This window comes from Pseudohalioglobus lutimaris, assembly GCF_002866825.1.
Lineage (GTDB): Bacteria > Pseudomonadota > Gammaproteobacteria > Pseudomonadales > Halieaceae > Halioglobus > Halioglobus lutimaris.
In genome coordinates this window covers 184,558-209,223 of the sequence record NZ_PKUS01000007.1, presented here as the reverse complement: position 1 = coordinate 209,223, position 24,666 = coordinate 184,558, and the positions used below count along the sequence as shown (strand labels likewise).

Sequence of the window (24,666 nt, the reverse complement as noted above, 5' to 3'; positions counted from 1 at the left end):
GCCTCCTACTCCACCCAGGTCACGATGTGTTCATCGTAACCGTCCGGATGCACAAATTCATCGGAAACCGCCCTGCCCCTTATCGAGACCCCCGCCGCATGCACGGACTCGCGGCTTCCCGAGACAAGGTAGTGCCAGTCCGGCAAGGGCCGGTTATTTGCCCTGAGCCGGTATGCGCAGGTCACAGGCAGCCAGTCCAGTGTGCTGACGGTCTCCCTGTCCAGGCGAATGCAGTTTGGCACCATTACAGAGCGCCGCGGATAGTCGCTGCAGCGGCAGCTCTCCTCCTGTAAATACTGGCAGCGCACGCGGGTGTAGAACACCTCGCCGGTATCCTCGTCTTCAAGCTTGTGCAGGCAGCACTTGGCGCAGCCATCGCAGAGTGCTTCCCACTGCTCACCGTCCAGCTCCGACAGTGGCAACTGATGCCACCAGTCACTCACTGCAGGCGTTCCTGCGCAGCAGCTGCGCCGGTGTGGGCGGCATCTGCAAGAAGAACCCCTGGTCTTCAATCGCCGCCATAACTTCCCGCGTATCGACGCGCGCCAGTTTGCGCTCGGGCTCAAGGAGCAGGGTCATAACACTGCGCGGCTCACCAAACTGCTTCATCAGCACTTCCGGCACCGCTTCCATTCCCGCCGCCTTGTCGACATAGAGGTACATTTCTTCTTTGCGCGAGCTGCTAAACACTTCTATCAACCTTGCCGGCAACTTCGTACTCATACCGCTTCCCCTCTCACCAGGCTCTTGAGAGGCTCGATCACCTGTTGTCGGCGCCAGCCCTGCCAGATCACTGGTTCCGGTTCTTCGCCGCGCACCATGGCTTCAAAATCCTTGCCCGACGCAAGTATCTGCGGCGCCACACCCAGTTCCGCGGCGATGCCCTCTGCGCGTTGCTTGAGTGCCTTGACTTGCTCCCGCTGGGAGGCAGTCAAGGGGCCGGGTAGACGCTGCGGAAGCCCTTGCGGCGCTTTGCCAGCGTCTGCCGACAACAGGTCGAGCAGGCTTTCACCGTAGCGCCGCAGGGTGGATGGGTGCATCTCAACCCTGGCACGCAACTCAGCCATATTCGCGGGTGAGGCCTGCGCCAGTTGCAGGCAGGCCTTGTCATCAATAATCCAGCTACGGGGCTTGTCTTTTGCCCTCGCTGTCTCCTCACGCCAATCGCATATGGCTATAAGAGTCGCCAGTTGCTCAGGCTGCAGTTTCCAGGCCCCTTTAATGCGCTTGAAATAGTTTCCGGTGTTTGATGCGAGACCGTCGCAGGCAGCCTGGCCATCTTCAAGCACCCACTCAAAACGCCCATATTCACGACACCGGCGGCCAATCTGGTGATAAACATCCAGCAGCCAGATCACATCCTGTGCAGCATAGTGACACTGTGAACCGGTCAAGGGCCGCTGTAACCAGTCTGACCGGGTTTCACCTTTGGGAAGATCCTCGCCACATAACTGCAACACCATGCCGCGATACCCCAGCCCAAAATCCAGCCCCACCAACGCCGCGGCTTTCTGCGTATCCAACAGCGGTAACGGCAACACGCCCAGCCACCGTTGAAATACCTCCAGGTCCTCGCTGGCGGAGTGAAGCACCTTGATCACTTTCGGGTCGGCAAGTAAGCGCGCCAGCGGTGACGGATCGCTAAGGGTAAGCGGATCGACAAGCCAGGCAGTACCTGCGGCGGCGCCCTGATCAAAACACAGCTGCACCAGGGCGACCTGGGGATAGAATGTGTTGCGACGCATGAACTCCGTGTCCACCATGACCGCAGAGCAGCCCGCCGACTTTTCCAGTAGCTCGCCCAGTGCTTCGTCGGATTCTATAAGTTGCCAGTCCACCTGTTACTCCACCGGCCTGCGGCCGGAAAATGCATGTGCCAGCGTGCTGCCATCCACATATTCTAGTTCGCCCCCCAGAGGGACACCGTGAGCGATACGCGACACTTTCACGCCTTCGTTATGCAGCACATCAGACAAGTAGTATGCCGTTGCTTCGCCTTCCACGGTGGGGTTGGTAGCGAGAATAACTTCATCAATTCCCTCATCGATAACCCGCCGGTGAAACTTGTCCAGACCGATTTCAGCGGGGCCAATGCCGTCTATGGGAGACAGGTGTCCCATCAGCACAAAATACAAACCGCGGTAACTGCCGCTCTGCTCCACCGCAAGCACGTCGGCGGGGGTTTCCACTACGCAGACAGTAGACGCGTCACGACGTGGGTCCTCGCATATCTCGCAAATATCCAGTTCGGTAAAATTTCGACAGCGTGAGCAGTGGTCCACTCGCTCCACGGCTGCCTGAAGCGCGCGGGACAGCACCGTAGCCCCCTCACGGTCACGTTCCAGTAAGTACAGGGTCATGCGCTGGGCAGACTTTGGGCCCACGCCCGGCAGGCAACGTAGCGCTTCCATCAATTCCTGCAGAGCGGGACTGAATTTCATTGTTATATCGTGCCCCGGCCTAAAACGGCATCTTGAAACCGCCTGGCAAATCCAGGCCGGAAGCGAGACCTGACATGGCATCCCGATTGTGCGCCTCCACCTTGCGCACCGCGTCGTTCACCGCGGCCGCCAACAGGTCCTCCAACACCTCTTTGTCTTCAGACAGCACTGACGGGTCAATGCTGACACGTTTCACGTCGTGCCGGCCTGTCATGGTCACGGTGACCAGACCCGCGCCGGACTCACCTTGCACTTCAGCTTTGGCGAGCTCTTCCTGCGCTTGTTGCATATCAGCTTGCATCTTCTGCGCCTGTTGCATCAGGTCAGAAATATTTTTCATGTTGTGTTCCTCAGGAATCCAGTGGAGCAATAGACTGTTTGTCCAGTTCTCCGTCAAACCGGTTTATCAACGCCTGCAGGCGCTGGTCACCCTCTATTTCCGCCACTGCCTGTTGTTGGCGTTCGCGGACGGCACGCGCATGGCGCATGGCCGGTGTTTCGCCGGTGGGCTGTCCCGGCGTTATGACAACAGACAGCTCCCGACCCAGGTAGTTCTGCAGAGCGAGGAGAATCTTGCCGCGATGACTGTCGTTAAACAGGGACGCGTTCTGTTCATCCAGCACGAAGGTCAGTTCGTTACCGCTGACGCTTTGCAGTTCCATATTGGCGGCAATGTTCTGCACCATCCCCTTCAGGCCAAGTTGTTCCAGCAGTTGTGGCCACTGTTCAGGCCGCGGATCACTGACAACACCTGGGGCTTCGCCGGCGGCCGCACCGGCACTGACCGGGTTGGCGGCAGGATTTGCCGCTGCACCAGGCGCTTGCAGTGGCTCACTTGCCTCTGCCACAGGCGCAGCGACTCGTGCGACGGACGGGACAGGAGGTGCCACCTCCCCGGCGGGCTCACGGGGCTTTTTTGCGCTGTCACCGACCTCCAGGGCGGCATTGTCCGCTACAGGCGTCGGTGTGACATCCTGCAACTGGGTTGCATCCAAGGACTCGTCAATGACGGCAGCAGGCCGGAAAGCCAGCATCCGCAACAGTAGCATCTCGAAGCCGCTGCGCGGATCAGGCGACATTGCCATATCCCGTTTGCCGTTGATCGCGATCTGGTAGAACAGTTGCGCATCTTCTGCGGTGATGGCCCCGGCCAGCGCGGCAACACGCTCGGCGTCCCCCCAACTATTGTCGACGGCATCAGGCACTGCCTGGGCAATTGCCACACGGTGTGTCAGTGAAATCAACTCATCGCAGCTGCCCTCGAAGTCCGGGGCGTGCTCTGCCATGCGTGCGACTACAGCCAGAAGCTCAGCGGGATCCCCGGCGGCTACACCTTCCAGCAACAGGTATACAAAACTCAGGTCAACGCTGCCGAGCATACTGCGAACATCAGCTTCTGTTATCTTGCCGGAACCGAAGGCAATAGCCTGGTCTGTCAGACTCAGTGCGTCCCGCATGCTGCCTGAGGCTGCACGCCCCAGAAGCCACAGTGCAGGCTCCTCGAAACTCACCATCTCCTGCTCCAGTACATTGGCCAGATGACCGACGATCTGCTCAGGAGGCATGTTCTTGAGGTTAAACTGCAGGCATCGCGACAACACGGTCGCCGGCAGCTTCTGCGGATCCGTGGTCGCCAGCAGGAACTTCACATGCGGCGGCGGTTCCTCGAGGGTCTTGAGCAGGGCATTGAAGCTGCTCGTTGAGAGCATGTGCACCTCGTCGATCAGGTACACCTTATAGCGCGAACGCGTGGGAGCATATTGCACGTTCTCCAGCAGTTCGCGCGTATCCTCGACCTTGGTTCGCGAGGCGGCATCCACCTCCAGCAAATCGACGCTGCGGCCCTCGGCGATCTCCAGGCAGGAGCCGCACTTACCGCAGGGCTCGGAGCTGACACCTTCCTCGCAGTTGAGGCACTTGGCAAGGATACGGGCAATAGTGGTTTTGCCAACGCCGCGAGTACCAGTAAACAGGTAGGCATGGTGCAGTCGGTCGTGGTCCAGGGCGTTGACCAGAGCCTGCAGAACGTGCTCCTGGCCAACCATTTCCCTGAAGCTTTTTGGCCGCCACTTACGCGCGAGAACCTGGTAAGACATTCGCCCTGTGCCTTGTTTTAAATAAAGAAGGAAAGGATACACCAGAGGCGTATTGACCGGAACCAGAACTAGCCTGGGCTAGAGAAATGAGTCTTCCAAATGGAGGTGACCCAGACAGCCACACCCCGGCACACGAGTCGGTAACTACGGCTGCTCCCTTCCAGGTCTGACCGGGTTCACTACCTATCGTTGCGAGGGGACCGCCTGGACCACCATAGCGTCTGCAGAGGCCTGCAGAGGGCGCGTATTGTGCGTGAAACCAACCAGCGCTGCAAGTGATGCGGAGAATGGGCGCTTGACGCAGATGTTAATATCCTTAACATACATGTTAATTGCTTTAACATTCGCGGCATTGATCTATGAATAAACACAGTGAGGGCACTACAGCCAGCCGCTATACCAGTTTGGCAGGCATAGCTGTAGCAGCGCTGGTTGTACTGGGGCTGACGTCCGTTCTGCAAGCCCGCTTCGCCATGGGAGAGAAGCCACAGTCGCGGGCTCCGCTGACTGTCGAGGGCGTCACCTACCAACTGCAGGACAGTTATAAGCGCGCGGACTCCTACCTTGGACTGATAAGCGCTGGTCGCAAATCCACATTGGGCTTTGAAATAGCAGGGACGGTTTCCGCACTGCCCTGGCGCGAGGGCAGTCACGTGGCAAAGGGAGAGGTGATCGCCCGCCTCGATGACGCAGCGCTGCAGGCCCGCTCCCGGGCCACCCGGGCGGAACTTGCCCAGGCAGAATCAGAGCTGGAACTGGCACAGCTTAAAGCCAGGCGCCAGCGGGAACTGCGAGAGACCGGCGCGGTGTCGCGAGAGGCTTTTGATGAGACCCGACTGCGGGCGCAGGCACTGGCCTCGCGCGTTGACGCCGTCACCGCGCAGCTACAGAGCATTGAGATCAACATCGAAAAGACACAGCTTCGCGCGCCCTACTCCGGTGTGATTGCCGACCGTTTTGTGCATGAAGGCGCCGTGGCCAATCCTGGAACACCCGTGGTGCACTTTATCGAAACAGCGGGAAGAGAAGCCAATATCGGTGTTTCAGTGTCGCGGACCTCTACGTTAATACCCGGAAACCACTACACGCTTTCGTTACGCGGTAAGTCATTTTCAAGCAAGTTACTCAGCGTGCGACCCGATGTGGACCCGGTCACCAGGGTGACCACGGCGGTATTTTCAATACCGGCTGAGGTAACGGCCGTAGACGGCGAGCCTGTCAGCCTCATCCTCAGCGAACAGGTTCCATTACAGGGAGGGTGGTTGCCGCTGTCCGCCTTGCTGGAAGGGAACCGTGGATTGTGGACGGTATTACGCCTGGAACAGCGCGATGGAAAAACCGTTAGCGTCCGCGAGGCCGTAGAGGTCATTGAACTAAGGGGCGACCAGGCCTATGTGCACGGCACCCTTCCCGCGGGCAGCCTTGTCGTGGCCAGCGGTGTGCATCGCATCACCCCGGGCACACCCGTGGTAGTTGCAGGGGGGCGCTGACATGCTCGCACAACTGCTGTTCCACCACTCAAGATACTTCGCGCTGCTCATTATCTGCGTCTTCGCGGTCGGCCTGAACAGCTTCAGCAATATCCCGCGCCAGGAGGAACCCACCCTCACCAACTTCGCGGGCACAATTACCACCTTCTATCCGGGCGCCACTCCCGATCGCGTAGAGGCGCTGGTCACCAAACCATTGGAAGATGAACTGCGCAAAATCTCCGAGCTGAACACACTCCAGTCCACCTCCAGCACCGGCGTTTCCTTTCTCAATATCAGGCTGAACGACGTCCTGCCAGATGCGGAACTGGAGCGGGTCTGGTCAGAGATCCGGGACGCGATGACAGACGCGGCCACCCGATTTCCACCCGGTGCCGGTGCGCCCTCCTTCGACAACGATCGACTGCAGTCCTTCACCGCCATCGTGGCGATATCAGGCACAGCCGGGGCAGAAATACCGCGCTCACTGCTGGGCAGGCTGGCTGAGGACTTTGCCGATCAGGCGCGCAATTTGCCCGGGACAAAGTTCGCCGAGGTATTTGGTGAGCCGGTCGAGGAGATCCGCGTGGCCGTGGATGAAGACGCAATGATCTCCCGGGGATTGAGTCTGCAGCAGGTCGCTGCTGCACTGCAGGCTGCCGATGCCAAGATTGCCTCGGGGCGCTCCACCGGCGCCGGAATGGACATGCTGATCGAGTTGGCCGGCGACTTTGACTCCCTGACCCGCATTCGCGAGGTCATCGTCAATACCTCCGCAAATGGCAGCGCCACGCGCATCTCGGACCTGGGCCGCGTTTATAAGACTGAGGTTACACCCCCTCCCTCCATGGTGCTGATTGAGGGCAAACCAGGCATGCTGATCGGCGTCGCCATGGAAGACGGGCGCCAGGTCGATCGCTGGGCGGCGCAGTTCCAGGTCATGCTTGACGATTTTACCGAAAGCGCCCCGGCCAGCGTGATGATCGAGAAAACCTTTGATCAAAGCACTTACGCGCGCAGCCGTCTCGCCGAAGTCTCCCAGAACCTGGCCATCGGCATAACGCTGGTACTACTGGTATTGCTGTTCACGCTGGGATGGCGAGCGGCCATTGTCGTGGCCATCATTCTTCCCCTCTGCGGTTTGATTTCCATCGTGGTTATGGAGCGGGCAGACATGGCACTGCACCAGATGTCTATCTGTGGCCTGATCGTTGCACTGGGACTGCTGGTGGACGGTTCCATTGTCATGACCGATGAAGTGCGCAAGCGGCTGCTGGAGGGCCAAAGCCCATACGAGGCCATAGCTGACTCGGTGAAGCGCCTGCGCGTCCCCCTTCTCTCTTCGGCCGTCACCACCATTCTGGCATTCATGCCCATGGCCATCATGCCAGGCCCAGGCGGCGACTTTATCGGTGCCGTCGCCCAGTCAGTCATCATCATGCTGATCGCTTCAACCCTGCTGGCACTGGCGGTAACGCCTGTGCTGGCGGCGTGGCTACTGCCGCGCACCGCCGAGGCCAGCCGCCACTGGTATACCGGCGGTATCAACAGCGGCAGGGCAGGCAAAGCGCTGTCCACCGCTTTGGACTGGAGCCTGCACCACCCCGCGGCGGCGATCGCCTTGTCGCTGAGCCTTCCCATTACCGGCTTTCTTTCATTCTCCACGCTGACCGCACAGTTCTTTCCCGGGACAGATCGCGACCAGATGTATATACAGGTCAAACTCGCCGACGGTCGCTCCATTGACGACACTCTGGAACTGGTTACAAAACTGGACCAGCGCCTGCGCTCGGATGCGCTGATTCAGCGCGTCGACTGGACACTTGGCGAAAGCGCCCCACCCTTCTACTACAACATGTATCGATCCCGGGAAGGCATACCCTCCTGGGCCGAAGCCCTGGTAATGACCCGGGATGCGCAGCAAACGGACGACCTGATCAGGTCACTGCAAATCGAACTGGACAGATCACACCCCGAGGCCCGTATCGTGGTCAAGGGAATCTATCAGGGGCCGCCTGTCAGTGCGCCGCTGGAAATCGAGATTCACGGGCCGAACCTCGCCGTGCTACAGCAGTTGGGAGATCAATTACGGCAGCGTATGGATAACACTCCCCACGTTATCCATACTGCCACTGATCTCATTGGTGGTGCGCCCAAGGTGGTTTTTCATCTGGACGAGGAGCGCCTGCGCCTGGCTAACCTGCAACTGGTGGACGCAGCAACAGCGCTCAATGACGCATTGCGCGGCCGCGTAGGCGGAGAAATTCTTGAGGGCACTGAGCGCCTGCCGGTACGTGTCCGCCTTAGCGAAACGGACTGGGGCACACCGGACCAGATCGCCGACATAAGGCTGCCGCTCTCCTCCCCCTCAGGCACCGTCGCAGGGCTACCGCTCAGCGCGCTGGGCCGCCCCGCACTGGAACCATCGCAGAGTCCTATCACCCGGCTGGATGGCGTGCGTATCAATACAGTACAGGGTTTTATCACCCGCGGTGTGCTGCCTGAGGAAGCACTGAAACTGTTAAAAGCCGACCTGGAGAGCAACCCGATCGAGCTCCCGCCGGGATATAAACTGGTGTACGGCGGTGACACAGACGAACGGGCAGAAGTCGTGGAAAATATCATGGCACCCATGGGCCTGATTTTGTCTGCGCTACTGGCCACCATTGTGCTCACGTTCAACTCCTGGCGACTCTCAGCCGTCGCTGTACTGGTCTGCGCCTGCTCCATGGGGCTGTCGCTCTTGTCCTTGGCCATCTTTCAATATCCGTTTGGCATCATGTCGATGATAGGGGTGATCGGTTCGATTGGCGTGTCCATCAACGCGGCAATCATCATCATGACCGCGCTGCAGGCGAGTCCCGGTGCAATGCGCGGCAGCCCCTACTCCATTCGCACCGTGGTCATGGATTCCAGTCGCCACATCGTCTCTACCACGGTTACGACCTTCGGCGGCTTTCTGCCGCTGATTCTAGAGGGCAACCAGTTCTGGCCGCCTTTTGCCATGGCCATAGCCGGAGGTGTGCTGCTCTCCACTATTATCTCTTTCTTTCTGGTACCGCCGATGTTCATGCTGGCAAACCGGCTGCGGCTTCCGCGAAGGCCCCTGTTTAAAATGGGGGAAAGGCGCGCATGAACAAGTGCGGTTCCTATCATCATGGAAACCTGCGCAATGCCCTGATTGTCGCGGCAGCAGAGCTGATCGAAGAGCGCGGCTCACCCGATTTCGCGATCTCCGAGGCAGCCAAGGTGGTAGGCGTCAGCCCCGCCGCACCCTACCGGCACTTCAAAGACAAGGAAGCCTTACTGGCAGCCGTGGCCGACCTCTATTTCATGGGCCTTGCCGAGGCAACACAAGCAACCCGCGAGGCCTTCCCAACGGGGTCAAGGGAGTCCATTTTGGCGCTGGGGAACACCTATCTCAGCTACGTTTCCCAACGCCCCGAGTTCTATAACCTGATCTGGAACGAAGGTGGCCATGGGCCACTTAACGGAAGCGAGGCTGAACGCAGGCCCGGCTTTTATAATTTTGTGGGTGCGGTAGAAGCCTGGTGCCAGCACAACGCAATTACCGACAGTGACCCGCTAGAGCTTTCGGTCAAGCTCTGGGCCATGGCTCACGGTTTATCCGTGTTGAATATTAACGGCCAGCTAGCGCTATTCTTGCCTGAGACCGATGTCGCAACGCTGCTGAGCAGCAGCGCAAACACCTTTCTGGATGGTGTCGAAGGGAAGGCCTGAACGACGCTGACAGGGTGTATGGATGCCGACCTGGCGCGCTACAGTGTCAACAGCGTAACACTGCCTGTATCTCCGTCCAGACGTACTTTATGCCCGGTCTTCAGAAAACGTGTCGCCTGTCGAGTATTGACCACACAGGGCAGCCCATATTCTCTGGCGATCACAGCACCATGGGAGACTGAGCTTCCCAGATCAGTAACCAGGCCTCCTATCAGGCTGAAATAAGGCGTCCAGCCGATGTCTGTGATGGGCGTCACCAGAATCTCTCCAGGTTCCAGCGCCGCGGCCTCGGCGAGGGTATGCGCCACGCGCACGATGCCTTCCACCACACCTCTTGAAGCGGGCCGCCCCTGCAGCACGCCATCAGTGATGTCTACCGCCTGCGGCTCCAGGGGCTGCGGCATGCCCACAGAGATTTCAGGAAACTCCAGTTGTTGCTGGTGGTCCAGCGCACCACGCCGGGCAAGGGCGAGCTCCACCGCAGTCATGTCCGGTGCTGCGATGAAGCCGCGTAGTTCATCGGTACTGAAGAAAAACACGAGATCAGCGTCAGGAATAATCCCCTCCCCCGCCATCTGCTGCCCCAGGTTACGAAACGCAAGCTTGAAACGGTGCGCCAGCTCGACCAGCTGTGATTTGGTCAGTTCACGACGACGAATCGCATTGTGTGCCCTGGGCAGGATCCAGCGCAGGCCGCGACTCAACGCTGGGACGTCGATATCCGGCGTATGCAGTTCCCTGTGCCCACCAGTGAGCAGCCGAGCATGCACCGCCGCCTGCATGCTCTGCACAAGCGGGGTAAGGTCATCACCCCATGCGGGATCACGCATACACAATTCACGGTAGCCGCGATGCCCGTGGCTATTGAGAAAAGCTGTAAAACGCTGAGACAGATGAGGAGCGTCCTGCAACCATTGCACCGCATCTTCAACCGTAGCCCGCTGAAACGCGCTCTCCGCCTCGGGGTGCAGTGCCAGTTCATCGAGCAACTCGTCGAGCTGCTCAAGCATCACTGCGCTCTCGACGTCGCTGGCCCCGGCGAGCAACCGCACCGCCTCTGCCTGTTCAGCAATAGTGCTCGCATTCGAGTTACCCGAAACCATGTTTTCTACAATGGCGCTCAGAAAACCCGAAAGCGCAGAGGACTGTATATGCACAGCCATGGCGTGATTGAAAAACCAGGATTTACCGGCAATTTCATCCCACATCGCAGCGCTACCTTCCCGCTCATGAATCCTGAACTGATCCAGCTCGACGCCGAAGCGCTGCACTACGCCTGGAGCAGCGAGGCAATAACGCAGCAGTTTCACGGTATTAATCACCCTGCGCCAGCGGGGCAATGGCGGGAGTTCCCTGAGTTCAGGTACGGCACGACCACAAAGCGTTTGTGCGGCCTGTTCTGCACTGGAACCCAATACACCGGCAGACATCACCAGGTTGCCGGTCATGTTGAGAAACAAGTGGCCATAGGCAGAGGCGGTGACCTGCCAGTCGCTCTCGATACGCTCACGCGCACCCACGGTCACCTGCATATGCTGCAGACCATAATCGATTCCCCAGCCAGTAAACGAGCTGGTCAGCGGGCAGACCGCTCCAGGCATCATCTCGCTGACGTTGCTGATGGTCAGCACATCGTCCGGGCGCGGCAGGCGGGTATCAAATTCATTGAGGTCTGCAGGCAGCGTGGTAATGGGCCTTGCTTGCAGCCAGAACAGTTCACCACTTTGATCAATCGCCCATTCCAGATCGAGTGGATGACCCTCGTGTGCGGCAGCCGCCCGTGCCTGAACCGCAATCTGCATAATCTCCAGGTCGCTAAGCAGAGCGTCATCGCCAACCAGTTGCCTGCGTACGATTTCGCCCGCCGTGTTAACCGCATAATGGTCGGGGGTTGCCTCACCGCTCACCAGCGCCTCGCCCAGTCCAGACACCGCATCGACGATCAACAAGTCGCGGCGGGCGCTAACGGGATCCGCTGTGAAAACAACGCCAGCGGCACGCGCATCGACCATACGCTGCACCACAATATTCATCGCTGCCGCATTTGTGCCGGCCTGCTCCACCTGATACTGACGGGCGCGATCAGCCTGTGACGAGGCCACGCAGCAATCAATAGCCTCTCGCAGCTGGATGCCGTTCTCCACGTTGAGCACGGTGTCGTACTGACCTGCAAAGGATGCATCGGCACCATCTTCTCCCTGTGCAGAAGATCGCACCGCAACACGATCGCAATCAAGGGCCTGGTAGTGCTCGTCGAGCTCTTGCGGATAGATTCCCGCCTGCGCATTACGAATAACAAACGCCGGCGGCACTGGTAACCCCATGATCTGTAAACGGGACAGACCATACGCCTTGCCGCCTGAGGACTCATCCCTGACCTGGTCCAGGCTGAGAATCTCAACTCTCAAACGGACGCACCTGCGCACATGACTTCAGGCCAACTCATATTCATCCACACCAGTTTTTTCGTGCAGACCGCGGTATTCCTTGAAGTTCCCGGGGAACAGAAAAGGCGCATGACCCGCCGCATTGCGGTAGTAACTGCTGCAGTCACTCGAACCCCAGGAAAAGCGTTCAAAGCGTGTGTCCATCCACTGGTTGTATTCCTTGAACGCCTTGCGGCTGACTTCTATGCTAGCGGCCCCGGCTGACTGCATCTCCCCCAGAAGTCGCACAATAGTCTCTACATTCTTTTCTGCACTCATGAAGTAGGACACGTTAAGCACTAATCCATTAGGACCAACGGCGAAGAAATAGTTGGGAAAGTCCGGTACCGAAATGCCCTTATGGGCCCGGGGGTCATCCGCCATGGTGTCGGCCAAAGACCTGCCACTGGCACCGACGACGTCAATGCGGTCAAAATCAAGGATGCGGTAACCCGTGCAGTACACGATGATGTCGGCCTCGATACTGAGCCCATCCTCTGTAATTAACCCGGTGGGCGTCACTTCACGCAATCCAGAGGCGATCAGTTCCACATTATCGCGATTCAGCGCGGGGTAAAAGTCGTCGGAAACCAGACCGCGTTTACAGCCGTAATGTGAATCGGGTAGCAGCGCCTCTTGCGTTTCAGGGTCAGTCACCGTGCGCTTGATATACCGCTTTACAACGTTCTCAAACTGGCCCATTCGCTTGTGGCCCAGAGTGACGGCATATTCCACCTGGCCCATCACCGTCTGCTGCCACTTGCGAGTGGCCGCTATCAGTGACGGGAAGCGCCTCATAAGCTGCTTGCGTCTGGCAGAATAGGTTTTTTTTCCTCGAGGCATGATCCAGTTTGCTGAGCGCTGTAGCACGGTAAGGTGACCTGCAAGCTCTGCCAGTTCCGGTACTATTTGTACCGCACTGGCCGCGGAGCCAACGATCACCACCCGCTTGCCAACCAGGTCTACTTGGTGATTCCAGCGCGTACCATGCCAGCTCTCACCTGCAAAAAGATCTATTCCGGGCACGTCCGGGTAGAGCGGCGTGTGTTGATTACCCATGGCGTTGATAACCACGTCGAACTCGTAACACGCACCCGTGCTGGTTAGCAGTTTCCAGCTCCCGCCCGGTTGGTAATGTGCACGGTCGATACGCGTATTGAGCGTAATATGCGGATCCAGCCCAAACTCAGTGGCGCATCGCGCGAGGTAAGCCTGAATCTCCGGCTGGTCGACGAAGTTCGCACTCCAGTCCGGGTTTGGGGTGTAGGAGAAGCTGTAGGAATGCGCCCACACATCACAGGCCAGGCCCGGATAGCTGTGCAATCGCCAGGTGCCACCGGGCGCGTCCAGCGCATCAAAAATGGTGAACTCCTTGAAACCTTTCTGCAGCAGTTCCCTGCCCGCGGCGATGCCCGCCGGACCGGCACCGATAATGGCGACGCGCAGTTGCTTGTTTGTTTTCATGTCCTGACGGTCCTGTAAAACGATTCAAGCGGGTTTAGCCGCTCCCGGGCAGCGCAATCAAGTCACGCACTGATCAACTCATACTCATGCAGAATCGGCTCGTTCAATTCCTTCCGATACTCCGACGGTGGTCCGGGAAAGGTGGCCGGGATACCCTCATCATCGAGATACCAACTGGAGCAACCAGAGGTCCAGATCGTGTCACCAAACGCATTGCGCAGGTTTTGCATGTAGGCCGTGGTCACCTCGGGTTTGGGCGCAATGGCGGTGATTTCGCCATTGCGAATCTTATCGACACATTGCATCACGTAGTTCACCCCGATCTCCGCAATCTCAATCAGTGACAAATTGGTTATCGGGCTATTGGGACCAACCAACATAAAATAGTTGGGAAAGCCGGGTACAGTAATGGAGCGGTAGGTCTTGATACCGTCCTGCCAGTAGTCCGCCAGAGACAACCCGTTGAGGCCCGTCACTTGCTTTACGTTCTGTGCATTGAAGAAGAACCCGGTGGCAAGGATCAGCAGGTCCAGCTTATGCTCCTTTCCATCGACCGTGCGTATGCCATCAGCTGTAATACAGTCGATGGCTGTCGTTTCCACGGCGACATTGGCTCGCTGAACCGCCTCGTGAAAAGTACCGGACATGATCATGCGTCGGCACATGGGGAGATAATCCGGGGTTAACTTTTCCCGTAGCACCGGGTCCTTTACCGAGTCCAGGGCACTCTGGCACGCCTTGAATACAAACTTGCGCCGGAAGCCGTCCTTCAGGGCCGCAAGGCCAAACTGCTCACCTATCCAGCTGTAAAACCACCTTGTGAGCCTCCCCAGTATAGGGAATGAGTGCTTTAGCTTGATCGCTACTGGCGAATACTCTGGATTATCCGTCTTGATAACCCATTGCGGTGTGCGCTGGAAAATCGTCAGGTGTTCTGCTTTTGCAGAGAGTGGATCGACGGACTGCACTGACGAAGAACCGGTGCCGATGATACCAATTCGCTTGCCGGTGTAATCGTAGTCGTCATCCCAGTCCGCGGTGTGAAAACAGGCACCGGCAAAATCCTGCAGCCCCTTGATATCGGGATAATGCAGGTTATTGAGTGGACCGGTGGCGGCGACATAGACGTCAAACAGTTCTTCGCTGCCGTCATTGGTCGTTACGCGCCACTGTGCGCCTTCAAAGCAGGCTGCCGTCACCTCGGTGTTGAAACGGATAAACCGGCGTACTCCATACTTATCGACCACCCGCTCGAAATAGGCTCTGATTTCGGGGCCGGGGGAGAAACGGTGCGTCCAGTCCGGATTGGGCTCAAAACTATAGCTGTACGTAAACGAGGCGACGTCACAGGCCACCCCCGGGTAGCGGTTTTGCCGCCAGGTCCCGGAGACCGCCTCTGACCGTTCATAGACAACAAAGTTATCAATGCCTTTTTCCAGCAATTTCACCGCCATGAGGATACCGGACATGCCAGCACCCACGATGCAGATACGCGGTTTGGCTCCGGAACCGGGCGAGGAATCGATCGAGATAGAAGCGGTCATTAAAACGTGTCCATATTAAGAACGAATAGAAAACAATCGGGGGGACTCAGGTAAGCCCCATCATTTCTACGCTGCAGTGGCCATGCCCGGTGACAAAGGATGACGCGTCTGAACCCACCACTGCCGCGCCCTCTTCTGCAAAGCGTTTAGCGCAGGCCAAGCCGATACCTGAGCCCGCGCCCGTTACCAGAGCCACCTTGTTGCTTAACCTTCCCTTCATCATCATGTTCCTCTGCTGCTGGCCAGCCTCAGCGCCATTTCATTCCACCGGCGTAAAAACTGACTTCAGGAAATCCAGTCGCTTGCGCATTGAGGCAACCGCAGTTTCATTATCCGCAGAGGCGTCATAGCCATGAATGGTGCCGCGTGTTTCATTAAGGACCACAGCGCATCCGCAATCAGCCAGTTCCCTGGCATAGCTCAGCCCTTCATCACGCAGCGGGTCAAATTCTGCCGTTTCAATATAGGCGGAGGGGAGATCTTGCAGTGCGCCGAGACCGGGGGCGGCATAGGGCGGCGTGGCGTCCTCAGCATAGTTGCGTAAATACATAGACCACATGCGCTTGTTAGATGTCGCCGTCCACAACGGCACATCGACAAACTCCACGGCAGATGAGGTATTGCAGCGGCTGTCCAGTACCGGATATATGAGCATTTGTCCGCACAGGCTGACCAGACCCTCGTCCCTGGCGCGCTGCGCGACACCTGCCGCCAGCGCGCCGCCCGCACTGTCGCCACCCACGGCGATACGCCCAACATCAATACCTAACTGGCCAGCATTATCCACCGCCCATTTTAGTGCCGCATAGGCATCGTTAAAGCCATCGGGGAAGGGGTTCCTGATGGCCAGTCGGTAACACACGAAAATCGTTATACACCCTGTAGATTCTGCGTAGCGCTCCGCGTTTTCCAGGTGCATACCGCCGAACGTCATCGCAAAAGCGCCGCCATGATAGTAGACCAACGCCGGTGCCCCGGGCTTCAGGTTCTTCGGGGTAATGACCCGCAGCTCAATTCGGTGCCCCCCGTCGCCGGAAATTTTTTGACGCACAACAGTGACGGCAGCGGAGTGTTTTCGGCGCAGGCGTGACAAACGGATCAACAGATTCAGGAAGCCTATGACCAGCGAGGTGAAGCGAACGCTCATCGCCGGAAATTTGGCGAAGTCCTCGTGTATCGCATAGCGTTTGGTTGACGACATAATTCTCCCGGGAATTGCTGTTATCGCCGCCTGGTCAAATGGCCGGGGGGGCGAAGGTGGGATTGCGTACCAGGCGGATATCTTCCAATCTGGAATGGGCAGTATCCCTCCATGGGTTATCTCCCGGCGGCAAGAGGTAGAACGTGTTGTCTTTGATTCCCTGCAACACTCGCTCTGCCAACACGCGAGGCGGGAGCGATCCTGCCGTGGCGTCAGTGATCGCAGTCATCGACATCTTCTGCATGTCGGTGACATTTTGCTCTGCCAGATCGGCAGGTCGGTTCCTTGCCGAGGTGGCGATACCGGTATTGACCAGTTCCGGGCAAAGACAGGACACACTAATCTGGGGAGCGGTCATCGCCAGTTCATGAAACAGGCATTCACTCAGCGAAAGCACTGCGTGCTTGGTCATATGGTAGATACCGGCAAATGGCAGGGTACACAGTGACGCCATGGAGGCCGTATTTACAATATTGCACTCGTCACCCTGCGCAATCATCTGCGGCACAAAGTGTCGAAGCCCGTGAATAACGCCCCATTGATTAACCCGCATCAACCACTCGTAGTCATCTACCGTCTGTTCCCAGAGCAATCCGCCGGTATAGACCCCTGCGTTGTTGCACAACACCTGAACGCTGCCAAAACGGTCAACACTTGCTTTGCACAGCGCTGCCACGGACGAGTCACTGCCCACATCGGTGACCACTCCAATCGCTTCCGCCCCCAACTCCGTCACCGTATCAACAGCTTCAACCAACTTGTCCTGCTCGATATCCGCCAGCACCACATGCATGCCCCGCTCCGCGAACACCTTCGCCAGTTCCAGGCCGATGCCGTTGGCAGCACCGGTGACCACAGCGGTCTTGTTCTCAAATTCCTTCATAAAGCACTTCCAGGTCGGATCGCCATCGGGGCCCTCTCTCTGCCCTCGCACTTTGCGGAACAGGCAATGATCGATTTGCCAGCAACATGGCGCTGGAGTTACAGGTTAGTAACCTGTAACCTAAACAATCAAGCAAAGGACGTCAACCGCTGCAGACCAACATCGCGAACCAGACAGGCTCAGGACCACAAAATGACCAGTCCCGCTAAAACCCGAATACTTGATGCCGCCGAAGCCCTGTTTGCGAATAAGGGATACGAGGCGACCTCGATCGTCGACATCGCGGACGCGGTAGGGATACGTGGACCAGCGATTTACAAACACTATGCCTGTAAGGCAGAAGTCTACGACGCCGTGGTCGACAGGCTGTTTGCGCCGATGAAGGATTTTATGACTGCCCGCAATCCATTGGCCCAGGACCAATCTTCTGAGCTGCTGGAAAAACTGGTCAAGCATCACATAGACCACCCCAACATCTCCCGCATCATTCAGCAGGCCACGCTGACCTCAGGCGAACACCTGGACAAGCTGGTGGACGACTGGTATCGCCCCTTCTTTACCGGGATTCTCGAGCAGACCGGCGCGATGACCAGCGTCATCATGGCCTTCCACAGCATGCTACTGGGCTATATCACTCTCGCTCCACTGCACGGCAAGATTTTTGCACTGAACCCTCTGGATGCGAAGCACATCGCCCAACAACTGACGCTACAAAGCGAGCTGGCCGGGCTGTTGGCGACCGGGAATGGCTGAACGGCGAACAGGCGATGCGCAACGCAGGGCTCTGTGACCTGCCGGTACGCCTTATAACTGCGCGGTGTCCGGTTCGGACTACGCTGGCGTCGCGCTGCGGGACTTTTCCTTCTCCAGTGCCGAATAGGCTGCCTCGATAGCCCTGGCCAGCGACGAGAACACATCCGCGCATTCCTCGATCTGGTTGTCACGCCCCAGGTACTCAAGGTCCCGCGCAAGTGATGCGACCATACTTGCGCCGAGAGTGGCGCTACTGGACTTGAGCTTATGGGCACCCATCCGCACCGCCTCGGCGTCGCCCGCCGCTATCGCCTCACCTATCTGGCTGACCAGGGGTGGCGAGCTTTCCAGATAAACGTCTATCAGACGCCCCAGCACATCCACGCGGTCACTACTAAGCTCACGCATAGACGCCAGAGGCGCAGCATCAAGCACCGAGTCAAACTGGCCGGTATCATGCAAAAGCCTGCTGATCGTACCCAGCAGGTTCTCAAATTCGTAGGGCTTGCTGATATAGGCATCCATACCCACCGCGATGCAGTGCTTCTGGTCATCTTCACCCGCACTTGCAGTCATCGCCACAATGGGCACGGGAGAGCCGCGCTTATCGGTGATTTTCATCGCGCGTATTCTTTTGGTCGCGGCAAATCCATCCATTCCCGGCATATGGCAATCCATCAGGATAATATCAAACGCCCCTTTAGCCAGTTCATTCAGCGCTTCAATGCCATTGCTTACCAGTACGTAACGAGCACCGATTTCCGACAATTCAAATGTGATGAGTTCCTGGTTGACTTCATTATCTTCCGCGACCAGCACATCGATTAGCAATTGCGGTCTTTGCCCCGCCCTGTTCTCGCCAGGCTTGGCAGCAGCACCGTCACTGTTGCGGCCGGTGATGATCGCGTCTAACAAATCGTCTCGCAAAATGGGTTTCGGAAGGCATGCATCGATACGGCCGACTTGAGTTTCAACCTGGCATTCATCCGTGACATTACACAGCAGGATAACGGCCGCCCCTGCTGCAAGAGAACCATCAGGCAGTGCCGCTGTGAATGCAGCGCTGTCAGGATTACTCTGTTGATTGTCTACCAGCAGCAGGTCGTACTGCCTCCCCTCATGGGACGCGGCCTCCAGAGCGACTATTGCCTCGGCAGTGCTGGCGACGGTGTCAGCAACCGCGCCCAGTTCGGCCAGTAAGGAGGCAACGAGATCACGGGTACCCGGATAGCCATCCACTATCAGTGCCCGCAACCCGGCACAGACTGAAGCCCGTTCCCCATCGTCAACAGCTGCGATTGTTTCGCTGACAGGCACAGTGAATTGAAACGTTGAACCAACGCCATACTCACTACTGACCTGTATCTCACCACCCATCGCCTCGACCAGGGCTTTGCTGATGGACAAACCCAGGCCGGTGCCGCCGTACTCCCTGCCCGGACCATTGTCGACCTGGGAAAAAGATTCAAAGATTGCGCTTAATGAGGGCGCCGGTATACCTATCCCGGTATCGGACACGGTGAAGTTAAGCACCGTTACGCCGTCTCTACCCTGCACCGTCTCCACCTCACTACTGACCGCGAGGGCAACCTCTCCCGCGTGAGTAAACTTGATGGCATTGCCAATAAGATTGATCAGCACCTGCTTGATCTTCTGCTGGTCGCCCAGGGCACTCTCCGGCAGACTGGAATCGAATCGGCATAGGTACTCGACCCCCTTGCGCTGCGCCGAATCTGCAACGGCAGAATTGACATCGGAGACCATCTGCCGAAGGCTGAACCGTTCCTTCTCCACTATGGCCTGCCCCGCACTCACCGTGGAAAAGTCCAGGATGTCATCAATGATATTGAGCAGTATCCGCCCCGAGGATTTGACCTGGCTGAGCAGTCGCAGGGAATTTTCTGGCAAATCCATTCGCAACAGGGCATCAGTCATACCAATGACCCCATTCATAGGCGTTCGAATCTCATGACTGATGGACATCAAAAATTGGCTCTTTGCCCTGGAGACGCTCTCAGCATCGTCTCGTTGCCGTTGCGTTTCACTCAATTCCTGGGTCAATGCGTCGAACTCAGACGCCAGGTGACCGAGTTCGTCCTTGCGGTCACTTCCAAAACGGACGGACAGGTCACCACTTTCGCGAACACTTGCAATGTGGTCACCCAGTACCAGCAACGGGCTGATAACCAGGCGACGCAGTATCCACCAGCCACTGAATGTGAACAGGAGAATCACCACAAGCAGGAAGCAGAGGGCGGTATTTACAGAGTTTGAACCGATTGTTGATATCTGGTTGGGCTGGCTGGTTTCAATCAGCATCAAGGGAGCGCCATACAGGTCGCGGACAACCTTGCGACTGAACGTGTGCGTTTCACCGCGCTCGGTGGCGATTGGAACACCTGAAGACACCAGGCTTTCATAGTCAAGCCGCGCTGCATCGGACAGACCGGCGTCGGGAATAAGATGAGCAGAAACATCCACCGAAACGGCCTGTTCTATGTCCGCTATGCGCTCTGCTGTCAACAGTCGACCGATCACCACAGTCCCCATGATGGGGCCCGTTCTATCTGATCGCAGTATCGGGGTCGACCCCATCATCAGTATACCCCTGGGGGTATTGATGAAGCCCTTGATGCGGCTGTCGGTGCTCGCGTGAGCCAGCAGCGGATGATCCGGTTCTGGCTGCTGTGGAACGTGTTCTTGTAGAGGGAGATCAGTGGATTGCTCAGGATCAATCATTCTTCCCCAGACCAGGCGACCCTCACGATCCAGGAACATCATGATCTCGATATTGATATCAGACCAATAGTCACCCTCTGTGAGGAAATCGAAGTAATCCGGCGCTTCACCTGGACTCTGAACATGCTCATATATGTCGTCCCAGGCGGAATATTCGAGGCTGGCACCAGTCAGCGTATCCAACTGTGCGTGAAGAACAGTTTCAACACGGTTGAGGCTTGCCAGGCTCTGTTCTTTCTCAAAGTTGACGAAGGCGGGCAGGACAAGGAAATAGGTGACAGCGACAGCAGCCAACGCCAATGCCGCAGCAATGATCAGGAAGATCAATACCAGCTTACGCGACAAGGATTCTCTTATACCGGGTCTTTCCAAAATTATACCGCCCCTTTTTATGCCTTTCCCTGTAACGGGGCACAACAAAAACTAACGACCACGGGATATTCCACCACACGAACCGAAACTGCAACAAAACATGGCGAAAGTGTGCAGAGAAGGTGTCAACATATCGGGAATGTCGCAATTCAGGCCTGGCCATCGAGCGGGTAGGCATTGGCAAGCACCAGCATTTCGCGCACTACTGGTTTTCGCGAGGGCGGAAATCCACCTACATCATAGACCCGCCGCCTGCCCGAAATGATGGCTAGCGCGACGCCGCTTTTATCTCAATCGCCCTGCTCGCCCGTTTACTGCGCCGCGTAACGGCAGGCTTCTTGCCACGGCGTGACTTACGTATGGCCGAGTCTTCTTTTAAGGCGGCATCGGTCTGCGGCGCCGATCTCAGCCAATGGGCTTCATCAACCTCGAATTCGTGCAGGATCTGGTCCAGGGTGCGGCCGATACGGGTGGTCGTACTGATCGCGGGAATCTTGGGCCAGGTAGCGCGCTCCCCAGCGGCGAGCAGTTCCACCATTTGCTGCTCGTTGAGCAGCCTCAGCACGTCCATCAGCCTGGTGTCACCAAAGTTGGGGACGATATTGATATCGGCAGTGAACTGCTGATCGATTACGGCATTCATGGCCTCCATGGCAGTGGCCAGCCTCGGGCCGACTTTCGTGCGGTGCTGGACGAAGTCAAGCGAGCCGCGCACCAGCTGCTTGGTCGCGGCTACCGACGCATCGGAAATGATCTTTCTGATACCTGGCCTCAGGGTCGGCTCGCGCCCCAGTCCAGGCAGCACCTGGCTGACGATAAAGTGGTTCACTCCGTACATCCTGGCCAGGCGCTTCGCCGGCAGATCCTGGGAAAAAGACCCATCGATCCAGCGCCGGGAGGGCAGGTAGGGTTTCACCTTGCCGTACACGTCGCGCGCCTCAAGCTGGGCAGCAGGAAATATGCCGGGTATAGCTGAACTGGCTACCACTGCCGAGCGGATGGTGACATTCGGCGAGGCGATGTGGTTGAGCAGGCGGGAGGTCTGGCGCGGACCGGCTGGAGAGATGGTGATATTGATGCTGCGTCCGGTTTTCTCGTAGGCCTCCTGAAATGTCAGATCCGGGATCATACGCGCCATTTCACGCTTGATGGCCTTCATATCGACACCGTTGGTCATACCGATGCCAATCTTTATATCCTCGTTGTTGGAGGTCAGTTCACGGGCCAACTGGTTGTTCTCGAACAGCGCCAGAAACTCCTCGTCAGTATGCGTGCCAACGACAGCCGCCACGAACGAACCCGCGCTGGCGCCGGAAATAACCACAGGACACAAGCCCTGCTCAATCAGCGCCTTGAGAACGCCAAAATGGAAATAACCCAGGGTACCGCCACCACTTAACATCAGGGCTGAGCGCCCGTAGCAGTGACTGGCTCGCTGAAAAAAGTCGATCCGCTCGGCCCAGGGGACGCTATCCAGATGCCTGGGCGACAATTGCAGCAATGACTCACAAATTTCACTGATGTACTCGTCGATCAGTACTTTGGTCCCACACTTGGCGCGCTGGTACAGAGCGGACTTGCCCATACCGGCCATATTGCCGTGAATCCCTTCGTTGAGCACAAACAGTAATGCGTGGTCGTCCCCTTTCTTGCGCAGTCTCCGCAGCCGCCGGAGGCGAGCCTTGATATTGAGGTGATCATAGTGGTTGGATGCATCATTCTCCCGCCAGTCAATACCACCTGTTTCCATATCGTGGGCTTCGGCCAGCGTGTACCACTGCTCGTAACTGTCGGCGTTGTGCAAATCCTGTTCAATTTTTTTCAACGCTCTGGATCTGGTGTTGAACCTTTCCATTATCATGATTTCACGCGCCCCCTACCGGCTTCAATGTTCATGCGACACATCATGTCTTTTTTGAAGTTACATAGAAAATCTAGAAAGTTCTGCCTAATTCTCATTTGCCAGCAGGCCCCTGGGTTTTGCGCCGACCACGCCTGCCCCTGGTTTTCTCTTGTGTTGCATGTTGCCTCAACGCCTGCCTGGTTTCCTCATAGGATTTCTCCAGGCAGTGCTGGAAGCGTTCCGGATCAGGCAGCATCTCCCGGCAAGCCGTGACTCCGTAAATCATTTTATCGCGAATCGAACTGACGGCGATGAAAAGGCCGTTATTGGGCATGATTGGCCCCAGACCGGTGCCCCAGATCAGTTCGGCACCACAAAAATAAACAGGATCCACGGGGCCAGGCATGTTGCTGAACACCAGGTTTGGACTTTCGGGCATGATTTTACCCAACAGGCCGGCCGAGGCCGAATTGTAGATAAGGTTGTACAGGGCCTTGGTGATCTGCGGCCCCATGGCCTCAATCGCCTCGGGTATGAGCGATGCGCCCATCGCCTGCAGCCGTTTTTTGCCTGCGCTGGTAGACTTGCTTACTGCCTGCAGCCGCGCCACAGGATCTTCGATATCAGAGCCGCAGGATGCATTGAGAGTACTGATCTGGTTGCCGCCACCCTGTTGCTCTGCAACGGCGCGTATATCTACCGGCACCTGCGCTACCAGCGGTGCATCCGGCAGCTCGCCCCGTTCTTGAAGGTAGTGACGCAGGGCTCCGCCACAGACGCTCAGCGCAAGATCATTCAACGTGATGCCTGGCAACAGGCGCCTGAGTTGCATGAACTCTTCGCGATCAAAGCTGGCTCCAGTGACCACCCTGTAAGGGGAGGTCTCACCACTGAAACGGCAACGGGGCGGCACGATCTCTGCATCAATCTCACCCTGCTTCTCCGCTCTATCAACCCGCCGTAAACTCTCTATCACCCTCACCGCAGTCCTGCCCAGGCGTAACGGGCGCTTCGCCGCCTGCCCGGTGGCCCTGACCATCATCGAGAGTGTGCCTGGCCGCTGTTCCCGCAACAGCGGTTCGGTATGCCGTGCCCGTTCGCGCCGTATGGGCTGCGTGTCGTGCAGCGCCATGAACATCTTCTTCACTGAAATGCCATCCATGGCAGCGTGGTGGACTTTCTGCACCACGGCAAAAGAGCCCGGGGGTATGCCATCGAGATGATCCAGCCCCTCTATGACATAGATTTCCCAAAGCGGCCGGTCCATGTCCAGCTGCCTTGCATGCAGACGTGCCAACTGAATGAAGAACTGACGCCAGTCACCCGGCTCAGGCAACGCAATATGGCGCACATGAAACTCGATATCGAAGTTCGGGTCCTCTATCCAGTAGGGAAAGTCCATATTTGCCGGAACTTCCACCAACCGGCGCCGCAGCATCGGCACCTCGTAGATGGCCTGTTCAAAGCGGTACATGATTTCCTTAAAGCGCATGGGCGTATCCGCTGCGCTGTCCTCCAGGGCGGTTGAGGGGTCATAGATAGAGATGCTGGAAATATGCATGGGCGTTCCTGGCGACTCTGCCAGAATGAACGAAGCATCAAGACTTGTTAGCGGCTCCATGTAGGTTCCTCAATGATGGGCATGCGATGCGGGAAGTGCAGTTTGTGGCGTTGCTTGTAGACGTAACATTGAG

At 57.5% G+C, this 24,666-nt stretch carries 19 protein-coding genes and 1 other RNA gene; 4 read left to right on the top strand and 16 right to left on the bottom strand.

What is annotated here, in order from left to right; translation table 11 throughout:
- Window positions 1-5: 5 nt before the first annotated feature.
- The 7 genes from C0039_RS08100 to ffs form a co-directional block, all read right to left on the bottom strand.
- Window positions 6-443, bottom strand: a complete 438-nt coding sequence (locus C0039_RS08100; protein ID WP_101517795.1) for a YcgN family cysteine cluster protein — start codon at window positions 441-443, stop codon at window positions 6-8.
- Window positions 436-723, bottom strand: a complete 288-nt coding sequence (locus C0039_RS08095; protein ID WP_076001012.1) for a YcgL domain-containing protein — start codon at window positions 721-723, stop codon at window positions 436-438. Before C0039_RS08095 ends, C0039_RS08100 begins: the two co-directional genes overlap by 8 nt.
- Entirely contained in the window at window positions 720-1,838 is a 1,119-nt protein-coding gene (gene rnd, locus C0039_RS08090; protein ID WP_076001011.1) for a ribonuclease D, read from the bottom strand. Before rnd ends, C0039_RS08095 begins: the two co-directional genes overlap by 4 nt.
- 3 nt (window positions 1,839-1,841) lie before the next feature.
- Window positions 1,842-2,441: a recombination mediator RecR gene (gene recR / locus C0039_RS08085; RefSeq protein ID WP_076001010.1), complete on the bottom strand. Its 600-nt coding sequence runs from the start codon at window positions 2,439-2,441 to the stop codon at window positions 1,842-1,844.
- A 19-nt stretch (window positions 2,442-2,460) separates the two neighbouring features.
- Window positions 2,461-2,781, bottom strand: coding sequence for a YbaB/EbfC family nucleoid-associated protein (locus C0039_RS08080; RefSeq protein WP_076001009.1), 321 nt, complete (start codon window positions 2,779-2,781; stop codon window positions 2,461-2,463).
- 10 nt (window positions 2,782-2,791) lie between these two features.
- Window positions 2,792-4,537, bottom strand: a complete 1,746-nt coding sequence (gene dnaX, locus C0039_RS08075) for a DNA polymerase III subunit gamma/tau (RefSeq protein WP_101517794.1) — start codon at window positions 4,535-4,537, stop codon at window positions 2,792-2,794.
- Window positions 4,538-4,646: 109 nt separating this feature from the next.
- Window positions 4,647-4,743: signal recognition particle sRNA small type (gene ffs / locus C0039_RS08070), an RNA gene on the bottom strand.
- A 153-nt stretch (window positions 4,744-4,896) separates the two neighbouring features.
- On the opposite strand from ffs, the gene C0039_RS08065 reads away from it, so the two are divergent.
- The 3 genes from C0039_RS08065 to C0039_RS08055 are packed head-to-tail and all read left to right on the top strand — an operon-like array spanning window position 4,897 to window position 9,747.
- Window positions 4,897-6,027, top strand: coding sequence for an efflux RND transporter periplasmic adaptor subunit (locus C0039_RS08065; protein ID WP_101517793.1), 1,131 nt, complete (start codon window positions 4,897-4,899; stop codon window positions 6,025-6,027).
- A 1-nt stretch (window position 6,028) separates the two neighbouring features.
- Window positions 6,029-9,142, top strand: coding sequence for an efflux RND transporter permease subunit (locus C0039_RS08060; protein WP_101517792.1), 3,114 nt, complete (start codon window positions 6,029-6,031; stop codon window positions 9,140-9,142).
- Window positions 9,139-9,747, top strand: a complete 609-nt coding sequence (locus tag C0039_RS08055) for a TetR/AcrR family transcriptional regulator (protein WP_101517791.1) — start codon at window positions 9,139-9,141, stop codon at window positions 9,745-9,747. The genes C0039_RS08060 and C0039_RS08055 overlap by 4 nt, the downstream gene beginning before the upstream one ends.
- Window positions 9,748-9,785: 38 nt before the next feature.
- Here the strand turns inward: C0039_RS08055 and C0039_RS08050 are convergent, their stop codons facing one another.
- The 6 genes from C0039_RS08050 to C0039_RS08025 form a co-directional block, all read right to left on the bottom strand.
- A complete protein-coding gene (locus C0039_RS08050; protein WP_076001004.1) occupies window positions 9,786-12,155 on the bottom strand; it encodes a PEP/pyruvate-binding domain-containing protein in 2,370 nt (789 codons plus the stop codon).
- Between the two features lie 24 nt (window positions 12,156-12,179).
- A complete protein-coding gene (locus tag C0039_RS08045) occupies window positions 12,180-13,637 on the bottom strand; it encodes a flavin-containing monooxygenase (protein ID WP_101517790.1) in 1,458 nt (485 codons plus the stop codon).
- Window positions 13,638-13,699: 62 nt separating this feature from the next.
- Window positions 13,700-15,181 (bottom strand): flavin-containing monooxygenase, encoded by a 1,482-nt coding sequence (locus C0039_RS08040; RefSeq protein WP_101517789.1) that lies wholly within the window; start codon window positions 15,179-15,181, stop codon window positions 13,700-13,702.
- 46 nt (window positions 15,182-15,227) lie between these two features.
- Window positions 15,228-15,407, bottom strand: a complete 180-nt coding sequence (locus tag C0039_RS08035; RefSeq protein WP_423810682.1) for an SDR family NAD(P)-dependent oxidoreductase — start codon at window positions 15,405-15,407, stop codon at window positions 15,228-15,230.
- A 33-nt stretch (window positions 15,408-15,440) separates the two neighbouring features.
- Window positions 15,441-16,382 (bottom strand): alpha/beta hydrolase, encoded by a 942-nt coding sequence (locus C0039_RS08030; protein ID WP_101517788.1) that lies wholly within the window; start codon window positions 16,380-16,382, stop codon window positions 15,441-15,443.
- Window positions 16,383-16,416: 34 nt separating this feature from the next.
- The gene (locus C0039_RS08025; protein WP_101517787.1) at window positions 16,417-17,265 is read right to left on the bottom strand and encodes an SDR family NAD(P)-dependent oxidoreductase; all 849 of its coding nucleotides are present in this window, start codon (window positions 17,263-17,265) and stop codon (window positions 16,417-16,419) included.
- A 192-nt stretch (window positions 17,266-17,457) separates the two neighbouring features.
- Here C0039_RS08025 and C0039_RS08020 point away from each other — a divergent pair, with 192 nt between their 5' ends.
- Window positions 17,458-18,018, top strand: coding sequence for a TetR/AcrR family transcriptional regulator (locus tag C0039_RS08020; protein ID WP_165787067.1), 561 nt, complete (start codon window positions 17,458-17,460; stop codon window positions 18,016-18,018).
- Between the two features lie 78 nt (window positions 18,019-18,096).
- Here the strand turns inward: C0039_RS08020 and C0039_RS08015 are convergent, their stop codons facing one another.
- The 3 genes from C0039_RS08015 to C0039_RS08005 all read right to left on the bottom strand — a co-directional run bounded on the left by C0039_RS08015 (window position 18,097) and on the right by C0039_RS08005 (window position 24,593).
- Entirely contained in the window at window positions 18,097-21,102 is a 3,006-nt protein-coding gene (locus C0039_RS08015) for an ATP-binding protein (protein ID WP_165787066.1), read from the bottom strand.
- 295 nt (window positions 21,103-21,397) lie between these two features.
- Entirely contained in the window at window positions 21,398-22,954 is a 1,557-nt protein-coding gene (locus tag C0039_RS08010; RefSeq protein ID WP_165787065.1) for a DUF3336 domain-containing protein, read from the bottom strand.
- 130 nt (window positions 22,955-23,084) lie between these two features.
- Window positions 23,085-24,593 (bottom strand): wax ester/triacylglycerol synthase family O-acyltransferase, encoded by a 1,509-nt coding sequence (locus C0039_RS08005; protein WP_101517784.1) that lies wholly within the window; start codon window positions 24,591-24,593, stop codon window positions 23,085-23,087.
- Between the last annotated feature and the right edge of the window lie 73 nt (window positions 24,594-24,666).

Bases quoted from the DNA above. Each gene is read 5' to 3' on its own strand.
- C0039_RS08095 (WP_076001012.1), bottom strand. From the start codon at position 723: ATGAGTACGAAGTTGCCGGCAAGGTTGATAGAAGTGTTTAGCAGCTCG.
- C0039_RS08030 (WP_101517788.1), bottom strand. From the start codon at position 16,382: ATGTCGTCAACCAAACGCTATGCGATACACGAGGACTTCGCCAAATTT.
- C0039_RS08045 (WP_101517790.1), bottom strand. From the start codon at position 13,637: ATGAAAACAAACAAGCAACTGCGCGTCGCCATTATCGGTGCCGGTCCG.
- dnaX (WP_101517794.1), bottom strand. From the start codon at position 4,537: ATGTCTTACCAGGTTCTCGCGCGTAAGTGGCGGCCAAAAAGCTTCAGG.
- C0039_RS08060 (WP_101517792.1), top strand. From the start codon at position 6,029: ATGCTCGCACAACTGCTGTTCCACCACTCAAGATACTTCGCGCTGCTC.
- C0039_RS08035 (WP_423810682.1), bottom strand. From the start codon at position 15,407: ATGATGATGAAGGGAAGGTTAAGCAACAAGGTGGCTCTGGTAACGGGC.
- C0039_RS08040 (WP_101517789.1), bottom strand. From the start codon at position 15,181: ATGACCGCTTCTATCTCGATCGATTCCTCGCCCGGTTCCGGAGCCAAA.
- C0039_RS08065 (WP_101517793.1), top strand. From the start codon at position 4,897: ATGAATAAACACAGTGAGGGCACTACAGCCAGCCGCTATACCAGTTTG.
- C0039_RS08020 (WP_165787067.1), top strand. From the start codon at position 17,458: ATGACCAGTCCCGCTAAAACCCGAATACTTGATGCCGCCGAAGCCCTG.
- C0039_RS08005 (WP_101517784.1), bottom strand. From the start codon at position 24,593: ATGGAGCCGCTAACAAGTCTTGATGCTTCGTTCATTCTGGCAGAGTCG.
- recR (WP_076001010.1), bottom strand. From the start codon at position 2,441: ATGAAATTCAGTCCCGCTCTGCAGGAATTGATGGAAGCGCTACGTTGC.
- C0039_RS08080 (WP_076001009.1), bottom strand. From the start codon at position 2,781: ATGAAAAATATTTCTGACCTGATGCAACAGGCGCAGAAGATGCAAGCT.
- C0039_RS08055 (WP_101517791.1), top strand. From the start codon at position 9,139: ATGAACAAGTGCGGTTCCTATCATCATGGAAACCTGCGCAATGCCCTG.
- C0039_RS08025 (WP_101517787.1), bottom strand. From the start codon at position 17,265: ATGAAGGAATTTGAGAACAAGACCGCTGTGGTCACCGGTGCTGCCAAC.